Raw genomic sequence first — 10,303 nt, 5'->3', positions numbered from 1 at the left:
CGTCCTTGTCGTGCAGCACCACGCCTTCTTCGGTGCGGTAGAAGCACTGCACCGGGCACACGGCCATGCAGGGCGCGTCGGAGCAGTGCATGCAGGCCACCGAGATCGACTTCTCGCCCGGCACCCCGTCGTTGAGCGTGACCACGCGGCGGCGGTTCACGCCCCAGGGCACCTCGTTCTCGTTCTTGCAGGCCGTGACGCAGCCGTTGCATTCGATGCAGCGTTCCGCGTCGCAGACAAATTTCATTCGTGCCATGGTGCCTCCTTATGCCTTTTCTACGTTGCAGGCCGTGGTCTTGGTCTCTTGCATCATGGTCACGCTGTCATAACCGTAGGTCGTGCCGGTGTTGATGGCCTCGCCGCGCACCACGGGGGCTGCGCCGGCGGGGTAGTAGCCGAGCATGTCGGCGCCCTGCCAATGGCCCGAGAAGTGGAACGGCATGAAGACCGTGTCGGGCCCCACGCGCTCGGTCACCAGGGCCTGCACGTTGAGCTTGGCGCCCGTGGGCGTGTGCACCCAGGCGCGCTCGCCGTTGCGGATGCCCTTCTCGGCCGCGACCTTGGGGTTGATCTCGATGAACATCTCCTGCTGCAGCTCGGCGAGCCAGGGGTTCGAGCGGGTTTCCTCGCCGCCGCCCTCGTATTCGACCAGGCGGCCCGAGGTCATCACGTACGGGAACTTCTCGGCCACCTTGTCGGCGATGTTCTTCTGCTGCACGCTCTTGTAGAGCGTGGGCAGGCGCCAGAACGCCATCTTGTCGTCGTGCGTCGGGTACTTGGCCATGAGGTCGGGCCGGTTGCCGTACAGCGGCTCGCGGTGCTGCGGGATCGCGTCGGGAAAGTTCCAGACCACTGCGCGCGCCTTGGCATTGCCGAAAGGATGGCAGCCGTGGTTCTTCATGAACACGCGGATCATGCCGCCCGAGCTGTCGGTCTTCCAGTTCTTGCCTTCGGCCTTGGGCTTCTCGGCCTCGGTGAGTTCGTCCCACCAGCCCAGCTTCTTGAGCAGCACGTGGTCGAGCTCGGGGTAGCCGGTGGTGATGTCGGCGCCCAGCGAATGCGAGCCGTCCTCGGCCAGCAGGTTCTTGCCGTCGCGCTCCACGCCGAAGTTCGCGCGGAAGTTGCCGCCGCCTTCCATCACATGCTTGGAGGTGTCGTAGAGGTTGGGCGAGCCCGGGTGCTTGAACTCGGGCGTGCCGTARCAGGGCCACGGCAGGCCGAAGTAGTCGCCCGTGAGGTCATAGCCGTTGGCCTTGTCCTTCACGCCGGCCTTGGCCTTGAGCGTGCGCACGTCGAAGGCGCCCATGTTGCGCATGTGCGCCTGCAGCCGCTCGGGGCTCTGGCCGGTGTAGCCGACGGCCCAGCAGGTCTTGTTGATCTCGCGCAGGATGTCGTCGGGCAGGGGCTCGTCCATGCCCTTGACCTTCTGCATCKTGTAGTTCTTGCTGAGTTCCTTGCCAAAGCCCAGGCGGTCGGCGAACTGCTGCATGATCATGTGGTCGCTGCGGCTTTCCCACAGCGGATCGATGACCTTCTCGCGCCACTGGATCGAACGGTTCGACGCCGTGACGGAGCCGCTGGTCTCGAACTGCGTGCACGCGGGCAGCAGGTAGACGGCGCGGTTCTTGTTGAGGTCGTCGGGGTTGCCGGGCATGGCCGCCATGGCGGCGGTGGCCGAGGGATAGGGGTCGACCACCACCAGCAGGTCGAGCTTGTCCATGGCGCGCTTCATCTCGAGGCCGCGCGTCTGCGAGTTGGGCGCATGGCCCCAATAGAACACGCCGCGCAGGTTCGAGTCCTGGTCGATCAGCTCGTTCTTCTCGAGCACGCCGTCGATCCAGCGCGACACGGTGATGCCGGGCTTGGTCATCATCGCGGGCGACGCGAAGCGGCCCTTGATCCATTCGTAGTCGACGCCCCAGGTGGCGGCGAAGTGCTTCCACGAGCCTTCGACGATGCCGTAGTAGCCGGGCAGCGAATCGGGGTTCGGGCCCACGTCGGTGGCGCCCTGCACGTTGTCGTGGCCGCGGAAGATGTTGGTGCCGCCGCCCGACTTGCCCACGTTGCCGAGTGCCAGCTGCAGGATGCACGAGGCCCGCACGATCGCGTTGCCGATGGTGTGCTGCGTCTGGCCCATGCACCACACGACGGTGCCGGGGCGGTTCTCGTTGAGCCAGGTCGCCACCTTGAGCACCTGCGCCTCCTTCACGCCGCAGGCCTCCTCGACCTTGTCGGGCGTCCACTTGGCCAGCACTTCCTCGCGCACCTTGTCCATGCCGAAGACGCGGTCGTTGATGTACTGCTTGTCTTCCCAGCCGTTCTTGAAGATGTGGTGCAGGATGCCGAACAGGAAGGCGATGTCGGAGCCCGAGCGGATGCGCACGTACTCGTCGGCCTTGGCCGCGGTACGCGTGAAGCGCGGGTCGACCACGATCATCTTGCAGCCGTTCTCCTTGGCATGGAGCATGTGCAGCATGCTGACCGGATGGGCCTCCGCGGCGTTGGAGCCGATGTACATCGCCACCTTGGCGTTGCGCATGTCGTTGTACGAATTGGTCATGGCGCCGTAGCCCCATGTGTTCGCAACGCCGGCAACGGTGGTCGAGTGGCAGATGCGCGCCTGGTGGTCGCAGTTGTTGCTGCCCCAGAAGCTCACGAACTTGCGCAGCAGGTAGGACTGCTCGTTGCTGTGCTTGGACGAGCCGATCCAGTAGACCGAATCGGGCCCGCTGGCCTGGCGCAGTTCCTTGAGCTTGGCGGTGATCTCGTCGAGCGCGGTGTCCCAGCTGATGCGCTCGTACTTGCCGTTGACCAGCTTCATCGGATAGCGCAGCCGGTATTCGCCGTGGCCGTGCTCGCGCAGCGCGGCGCCCTTGGCGCAATGCGCGCCGAGGTTGATCGGCGAATCGAACACCGGCTCCTGGCGCACCCAGACGCCGTTCTCGACCACCGCATCGGAGGCGCAGCCGACCGAGCAGTGGGAGCACACGGTGCGCTTGATCTCTACCTTGCCGGCGCCTACCGCCGTGGGCCGTGCTTCGCCGGCCGCCTCGGCCTTGCGCATCAGCGTGAGCTGGCCCGCGGCCAGGCCCACGCCCACGCCGAGCCCGGAGCGCCGCAGGAAGGCACGCCGGTCCATGGTGGGCAGCGCGCCCGAAAGGCCGCGCCGCAGGCTGTGGATGAACGGGGAGGACGACTCGCGCTCCCCTTGCCGCGAGACGCTGTTCGCGGGGGCTGTTTTCTTGGTCAACAACATCTTGGGCGTTCCGCTTCAGGCCGAAGCGGTCTTGTAGTAGCGCTTGACATGTTCGCTCAGCGAATAGCCGCCGCCTTTTTCAGGCGCGGGCTTCGCCGCGGGCGCAACGGCCTCGACGGCCGCGGGGGCCGGCGCGACCTTGGGGAGCACCGAAACCGCGGCAACCGCGGCACCGGCGCCGGCGGCACCTAGAAAGAAACCTCGACGCGAGGCCGGCTTGTTGCCGACCGCTTGGCTGTCCTGCATGTGATCTCCAGGAGTGGCTGGGGGCAAAACCAGATATGAACTGATTTGCATACATCTGGATACTAGTCGAGACCCTTATTCCCGACTATCAAGCTCTTCCTTTGAAAAAGGTTAACCGAGCATGTCGAAGCCCTGGACCTCGACCTCGGCGAAGGCCCGGGTGAAGCCGGCCAGCGACGCATAGAAATGCGCCTTCGGATGTTGGGCCACTGCGTCGCAGAGCGCCGGCAGCCACGGCTGCAGATGGGTGGCGAAAAAAGCCTGTTTCGTTGAGAAAGCCGCTCAGGTAGTGCGAGCCGAACAGGTAGATCTCGGGCTTGCCCATGCCGCCGAAGAGCGCGTCGTACTCGGCATGCACCGCGGCCGCGTCGGTGCCGCGCGCTGCGCCGACCAGCTGGCGCCACGGCTCCTCGAGGAAGGCGCCGGCCGCGGGCGCCTCGGTGGGCGCCACGCCGAAGGCGCCGAGCAGCTCGGCATCGGGCGCCGCATACCAGAGGCGCGCGAGCAGGCCGTAGACCTCGGCGCGCGCAATTTCCTCGTCGAGGGCGGAGGTCATCGGAGGAAACTGGCTCATAGCTGCGTGATCTTCATTTCGTTCTGCGCGCTGTACAGGTCGATCACCCGGCAGTCGCTGCACATCTTGAGCCGCTCGAGTGCCTCGCCCTGGAACATGGCGTGGCCCGCGAGCTTGCCGAGCATCGCCTCGATCGCTTTCTGCGTGCCGAAGGGCTTGCTGCAGCGGATGCAGGCCCAGGGCTTGGCCTCGTTGAGCAGCACGGGCTGCTTGCGCTCGGGCGCGGCCAGCAGGCGCGGCACCAGCGCAATCGCGTTCTCGGGGCAGGTGGTTGCGCACAGCCCGCACTGCACGCAGTTCTTCTCGATGAAGCGCAGCTGCGGCGCATTCTGGTTGTCCTGCAGCGCGCTCGCAGGGCAGGCGCTCACGCAGGCCAGGCACAGCGTGCAGCTGTCCTTGTTGRCCGTGACCGCGCCAAAGGGAGAACCGGCGGGCAGCGCAATTTCAAGCGCTGCGGCGGCGGCATCGGCAGGCGGCGCCGACAACGCGGGCGCCTGTTCCATCAGGTGGTCGAGCGTCATCTCGAGCGTGCCGCGCTTCTCGGCGCCCACGGCAAAGCGCGCCGCGGTGGCGGGCACGCGCTGGCGCGTGGCGCGCAGGCCAGCCAGGGCCGCATCGAGCGCGGCCGGCGTGCCGGCCTCGACCAGGTGGAAATGCGTGCCGGTGTAGCCCAGCCCCGTGAGCAGTGCCTGCGCGACGGCCATCTGCTTTCTCAGCGCATCGAGGTACTGCGGCGCTTCCTGGCCGGTGGCGAGCACGGCCACCTGCGAGGCACCGAAGGCAATGGCGCTGAGCCACAGGTCGATGCCGGTGCTCGCGACGTGCATCAACGCCACCGGCAGCACATGCGCGGGCACGCCGCCGAGGCCGTCGCGCTTGCCGCGGCCCAGCTGGGCCGCGCGGCCGAGCTGTTCGACGAGCGCCTGCCCGCCCTCTTCGCTGTGCAGCAGCACCGTGGCGTCGCGGCCGCCGGCGCCAAGGTAGGTGGCCAGCAGCGTGCGCAGCTTGCGGCCCTGGTCGGGCGTGCGCGGGTAGGTGTAGCCCAGCGCGCCGGTCGGGCACACGGTGGTGCAGGCGCCGCAGCCCAYGCACAGCTGCGGATTGACGACGATGCGCTGGCGCTCCTTGTCGCTCGAGATGGCGTGCGCCGAACAAACCTCGACGCAGGCGTTGCAGCCCACCACCTCGTTGCGGCTGTGGGCGCAGAGCTTCTGCTTGTAGTCGAAGAACTTCGGCTTCTCGAATTCACCCACCAGTTCGCGCAGGCGCAGCACGGTCGAAAGGCCCTCCGCATGCGCGAGCCCGCCCGCCAGGTGGAAGTAGCCTTGCGGCGGCGCATGCCAGTCGATCAGCGCGTTCGCGCCCAGGTCGAGCACCAGGTCGAACTCGGCATCGAGCGCCTCGGGCGCGCGGCCGAAGTGGATCGCACCGGCCACGCTGCAGGCTTTTTCGCAGTCGCGGTGCGAAGTGCACCTGGCCAGGTCGATCTGGTAGTCGAGCCCGATCGCCTGCTCGGGGCAGGCGCCAAGGCAGGCATTGCAGCGCGTGCACAGGTCCAGGTCGATGGGGTTGTCGCGCGTCCACTTCAACGAGAAAGCGCCGAGCCAGCCGGTGAGCGATGCGATGCGCCCGGCCATCACGGGCCAGCGGCGTTCCTGCGCGCCGCCGGCCGCGCCCGGGCCGGTGGAGAAGATCGAGACCTGCAGCGAATCGGCGACCAGCGCCGCGGCCTTCTCGGCCACGTCGAGCGGGCCGACGATCAGGAGCCGGCCCTGGCTTGCGTAGCTCACGGTCGAGACCGGATCGGGCTCGGGCAGATGGGCCACGGCCAGCAGCGCGGCGATCTTGGGGCTTGCGCTCTTGGCGTCGCGGCTCCAGCCGCCGGTTTCGCGGATGTTCACGAAGCGGATCGGCGAAGTTGCGCCCTCGGTCTGTTCGGCCAGCTCGGTGAACAGCCGGCGCTCCTGCGTGCAGGCCACCACCACCTCGTCGCCCGAGCGGATGGCGCGCTGGAAGGCCGGCGCCTCGCGGCGGCACAGCGTGGAATGAAGGGGCAGCGGCTCAGCCAGCGCCGCGCCGACGGCGGCGCGGCGGCTTGCGGGGTTTCCGCGGGTACTGCAGGTGCCTGTTGCACCTCGGCTTCTTCCTCGTGCTCGAACAGCCTGAGGAACTTGGCGCTGGCCATCTGGCGCAGCACGCTGTCGGGGATGGGCGTCGACCGGGAGTAGTCGTCGATGTAGGTGTCCATGCCGTCCATCACATTGAACTGCGGGTCGGCAAAGAGCTTTTTGAAAGCGGTGTTCTTGACCTCGGGCGCGACGTTCCTGGCCACGAAGGGCCGGAAGTCGGACTCGGGCGTGAGCGCCTGTGCGTCGGCGAGCGTGGGCGGGGGGATTTCCGCTTGCGCTTCGGAGGACGGGCCGGCTTCCGGGCCAGCCGCCGCGGGCAGGGGCGCTGCCGCATCGATGCGCGCGGCGGCCGCCTCCTGCACCTCTTGCGCGGCGGGAGGCGGCAACACCTCGTCGCGCGCCTCCTGCTTGCGCCGCGACCAGCGGCCGAAGAAATTCTCAGACATCGCCCGCTCCGCGTCCGCGTTTCTTCTCGGTCGACACGCTGGCCGCATTGCCGAAGCGGTCGACCAGCGGGCGGAAACTCTCGGGCCGCTTGCGGCGCTTGGGCTCGATCACGTAATGCGCCTGCACGAAGCCGCGCATCCACTCGATCACCTCCTCGGGCGCGGGCACCTGCTCCACCGTTTCCTGCGCGTCGAGCCAGCGGCCAGCCTCGTTGTAGCTCAGGCTCACCACCACCGGCCGCGCGATCGGCTCGTCGGCAATGGTGGACTCTTCCTCCATGCGCCACAGCACGAACCAGCAGGGCGCGGGCGTGGTGGCATTCAGGTGGTAGCCCTCCACGTCGTCGCGGAACAGCTCGGTCTTGAAGCCGGGGTGCAGCCAGCGCTGCGCGCTCTCGTTCGCCTCGAGCAGGCGCGGCTCGGTGCCGAAGCCGGGCTGGTCGGGGCCGACGCTTTCGAGAATCCAGCGCCAGGACTGCCAACGGCTCTCGACGCGCTCGCGGCGCATCACGACGGCAACATCGATGGAAGGATTCATGCGGCGATCGTAGCGCCGCCGCATGCCGCCTTCGCGCCGAGGGTCATCCGCGGCCGGTTGCGTCCTGCAGCAGCAGGCCGCGCAGCTTGCGATGCAGCGGCGAAGCCTCGGCGGCCGGCACGCCGCCCGCCTCGCGCAGCGCGAAATCGCGGCTTTGCGCGTTGTGCAGGTCGATCTCGCGCACCACCTGGCCGTCGCTGTAGACGAAGGCCACGTCGGCCAGCGCCAGCACGTCCTCGATGTCGTGCGTGATCATCAGCACCGGAATGCCCCACTGGCGGCGCACCTGCGCGAGTTCCTGGCGCAGTTCGCTGCGCAGCATGGGGTTGAGCGCGGCAAAGGGCTCGTCGAGCAGCAGCACCTGCGGCTGGCAGGCCAGCGCGCGCGCCAGCGCCACGCGCTGCTGCTGGCCGCCCGAGAGCTTCTGCGGCCGGCTGTCGGCCAGCGCCGCCAGGCCGAAGCCTTCGAGCAGCGCCTGCACCCGCTCGGCCTCGCGCGGCGGCAGCCGGCGCCGGTGCCAGGCGGTCAGGCCGAAGGCCACGTTCTCGCGCACCGACAGGTGCGGGAACAGCGCGTAGTTCTGGAACAGGTAGCCGATGCGCCGCGCCGGCGCCGGCACGTCGATGCCGCGGGCCGAGTCGTAGAGCGTGCGGCCGTCCAGCCGCACATGGCCCGCGGACGGATGCAGCAGCCCCGCGATGGCCTGCAGCGTGAGCGTCTTGCCCGCGCCCGAGGGGCCGTAGAGCGCGGCAAAAGGCACGTCGGTCGCGAAGCGCGCCGCCAGGTCGAAGCGCCGGGCGCCATCGGTGACGGTGAGCTTCAGGTCAACGTCGATCATGGCTTGCCGAAGCCGTGGCGCGCGAGCACCTCGCGCGCCGGGTCGCTGGAAAGAAACGCCACGAAATCGCCGGCCAGCGCCTTCTGGCGGCTGTCGGCCACCACCGCGACCGGGTAGCTCACCGGCGTGGCGGTGGTTGGCGCGAAGGCGACCCGGACCTTCTCGCTCATCACGGCCGCATCGGTGCGGTAGACGAAACCGGCCTCGACCTCGCCGCGGGCCACGTAGTCGAGCACCTGGCGCACGCTGTCGGCCTGCACGAACTTCGGCTCGAGCACGCTCCAGAGCCCCGCGCCTTCCAGCACCTGCCGCGTGTAGCGGCCGACCGGCACGGTGGCGGTCTTGCCCACGGCAATTTTCCGGACGCCCGCGCCGGCCAGGTCCTGCAGCGACTGGACGCCGACCGCGTTCCTGGCCGGTTCGATCAGCACCAGGGCGTTGCTTGCGAAGTTGCGGCGCGTGGCCTCATCGATGAGCTTCTGCTCGGCGGCACGGCCCATCGTCTCCTGGTCGGCGCTTGCGAACACGTCGACCGGCGCGCCCTGCCCGATCTGCTGCAGCAGCACGCCCGAGGCCGCGAAATTGAAGCGCACCGTGGCGCCCGGCTTCGCGGCCTCGAACTTCGGCCCCAGTTCCTTGAAAGCGTCCGTCAGGCTGGCGGCCGCGGACACGGTGATCTGCTGGGCCGCCGCAGCGAGCGGCAGCGCCATCGCCAGGACAAGAAGCAGGAGGTGGAACGCGCGCATGGTTGGTTTCCAGATTGGGGGTAAGGCGCTCAGCGCAGCGAGAAAAAGCGGTTCGACAGCACCAGCACGGTGACCGACAGCAGCGAAGTCACCACCACCAGCAGCAGCGCGAGCTCGTCATGCCCGGCCTGCACCGCGTCGTAGATGGCCATCGACAGGGTCTGGGTCTGCTGCGGAATGGAGCCCGCCACCATCAGCGAGGCGCCGAATTCGCCCATGGCGCGCGCAAATGCGAGCAGCGTGCCGGCCAGGATGCCGGGCCAGGCCAGCGGCAGCGTCACGCGCAGGAACACCGAGAACGGCGACTGGCGCAGCGTGCTGGCGGCGGCTTCGAGCGAGCGGTCCACGCCCGCAAAGGCGGCGCTGGCCGACTTCAGCACCAGCGGCAGCGCCACCACGGCAGAGGCGACGACGGCGCCATGCCAGCTGAAGATGATGCTGTAGTCGAAATGCTCGCGCAGCCAGCTGCCGAGCGGGCTGTGGCGCCCGGCCGCCACCAGGATGGCGTAGCCGATGACCGTGGGCGGCAGCACCAGCGGCAGCATGAACACCGCCTCGAGCACCGTGCGGCCCGGAAAGCGCTTGCGCGCGAACACCCAGCCCAGCGCCACGCCGGCCACGAGCGCCAGCAGGGTCGCGACCGCAGCCACCTTGAGCGACAGCACCAGCGGAAACCAGTCGGCCGAGGCGATGAGGGAGTTCGTCGTATTCATGAAGATACAACGCAATTGTTGCACGAACAGGCGCTTCCCCCTGAAGAGGCATGCGTGGCGGGTGCGGGAGGATGGCGCCGATATCCCTTCGGATACAGCGCGGGGAACAGAGCTCAGGGTGCGAGCAGGCGCGTCAGCGCGCGCACGTCGGCCGCCGTGGCCAGGCGTGCGGCGTTCTCGATGGCGCGGTAGTGCTTGACGATTTCCTCGCCCACGGGCGTGAGCGCGGTGCCGCCGCCGCGCGAGCCGCCGGCCGCGGTGTTCACGGCCGGGGAGCTCAGGGCGTTGTTCATCTCATCGATCAGCATCCAGGCGCGCCGGTACGACATGCCCAGCTGGCGCGCCGCGGCAGAGATCGAGCCGGTTTCCGCCACCGCCTCCAGCACGGCGACCTTGCCGGGGCCGAAGGCGATGCTGTCGTCCCTGTAGATGCGCAGGCGGAACTGGACTCTGGTTTTCATGCCGGTGGTGATGCGAAGGAACGGTGCGGGAGGAGCTTGGCGCCAAGGTTAAACCATGACCCCCTGCCCTCGCCGCCCCGCCCTCAGTCCACCGCCGCGAGCACGCCGGAGCCGGTGCCGTAGCCGGCCGCCGCCATCGGCTGGCCGCCGCGCGCAATGCGCACCGCGCAGTACTTGAACTCCGGGATCTTGCCCATGGGATCGAGCGCGGCATTGGTCATCAGGTTGGCCGCCGCCTCGTAGTAGGCGAAGGGAACGAACACCGCGCCGCTGGGCGTGCCGTCGTCGCGCCGCACGTGGATGGCCACCTCGCCGCGGCGCGACTGCACGGTGATCACGTCGCCGGCCTCCAGGCC

At 68.7% G+C, this 10,303-nt stretch carries 10 protein-coding genes and 2 pseudogenes; all 12 read right to left on the bottom strand.

The features are described 5' to 3' along the window. A pseudogene (locus AC1DOC_RS22355) lies at nt 1–256 on the bottom strand (formate dehydrogenase); the annotation flags it as partial. 9 nt (nt 257–265) lie between these two features. After that, nucleotides 266–3,256: a formate dehydrogenase subunit alpha gene (locus AC1DOC_RS22350; protein ID WP_478130506.1), complete on the bottom strand. Its 2,991-nt coding sequence runs from the start codon at nt 3,254–3,256 to the stop codon at nt 266–268. A gap of 15 nt (nt 3,257–3,271) precedes the next feature. Continuing rightward, nucleotides 3,272–3,502, bottom strand: coding sequence for a hypothetical protein (locus AC1DOC_RS22345; protein WP_015866839.1), 231 nt, complete (start codon nt 3,500–3,502; stop codon nt 3,272–3,274). 111 nt (nt 3,503–3,613) lie between these two features. Continuing rightward, a pseudogene (locus AC1DOC_RS22340) lies at nt 3,614–4,076 on the bottom strand (TorD/DmsD family molecular chaperone). After that, nucleotides 4,073–6,055 carry a 4Fe-4S dicluster domain-containing protein gene (locus tag AC1DOC_RS22335; protein WP_478130505.1) on the bottom strand — a complete coding sequence of 661 codons (1,983 nt, stop codon included), beginning with the start codon at nt 6,053–6,055 and terminating at the stop codon, nt 4,073–4,075. The pseudogene AC1DOC_RS22340 and the gene AC1DOC_RS22335 overlap by 4 nt, the downstream one beginning before the upstream one ends. Next, nucleotides 5,974–6,651 carry a DUF3306 domain-containing protein gene (locus tag AC1DOC_RS22330; RefSeq protein ID WP_478130504.1) on the bottom strand — a complete coding sequence of 226 codons (678 nt, stop codon included), beginning with the start codon at nt 6,649–6,651 and terminating at the stop codon, nt 5,974–5,976. Before AC1DOC_RS22330 ends, AC1DOC_RS22335 begins: the two co-directional genes overlap by 82 nt. Continuing rightward, the gene (locus tag AC1DOC_RS22325) at nt 6,644–7,213 is read right to left on the bottom strand and encodes a DUF3305 domain-containing protein (RefSeq protein ID WP_015866842.1); all 570 of its coding nucleotides are present in this window, start codon (nt 7,211–7,213) and stop codon (nt 6,644–6,646) included. Before AC1DOC_RS22325 ends, AC1DOC_RS22330 begins: the two co-directional genes overlap by 8 nt. Before the next feature lie 19 nt (nt 7,214–7,232). Further along, a complete protein-coding gene (locus AC1DOC_RS22320; protein ID WP_015866843.1) occupies nt 7,233–8,027 on the bottom strand; it encodes an ABC transporter ATP-binding protein in 795 nt (264 codons plus the stop codon). Continuing rightward, the gene (modA, locus tag AC1DOC_RS22315; RefSeq protein ID WP_478079326.1) at nt 8,024–8,773 is read right to left on the bottom strand and encodes a molybdate ABC transporter substrate-binding protein; all 750 of its coding nucleotides are present in this window, start codon (nt 8,771–8,773) and stop codon (nt 8,024–8,026) included. The genes AC1DOC_RS22320 and modA overlap by 4 nt, the downstream gene beginning before the upstream one ends. Before the next feature lie 29 nt (nt 8,774–8,802). Then, a complete protein-coding gene (gene modB, locus AC1DOC_RS22310) occupies nt 8,803–9,486 on the bottom strand; it encodes a molybdate ABC transporter permease subunit (protein ID WP_015866845.1) in 684 nt (227 codons plus the stop codon). Between the two features lie 113 nt (nt 9,487–9,599). After that, on the bottom strand, nt 9,600–9,947 hold the full coding sequence (locus tag AC1DOC_RS22305; protein WP_018906443.1) for a winged helix-turn-helix domain-containing protein: 348 nt from the start codon (nt 9,945–9,947) through the stop codon (nt 9,600–9,602). A gap of 83 nt (nt 9,948–10,030) precedes the next feature. Then, nucleotides 10,031–10,303: molybdopterin dinucleotide binding domain-containing protein (locus AC1DOC_RS22300; protein ID WP_478130503.1), on the bottom strand; the 273-nt coding region annotated here is incomplete at its 5' end.

This window comes from Variovorax sp. 01T439_2 (genome assembly GCF_056398445.1).
The sequence above is the reverse complement of the archived record's forward strand: the minus strand, read 5'-3'. Positions and strand labels throughout refer to the sequence as shown.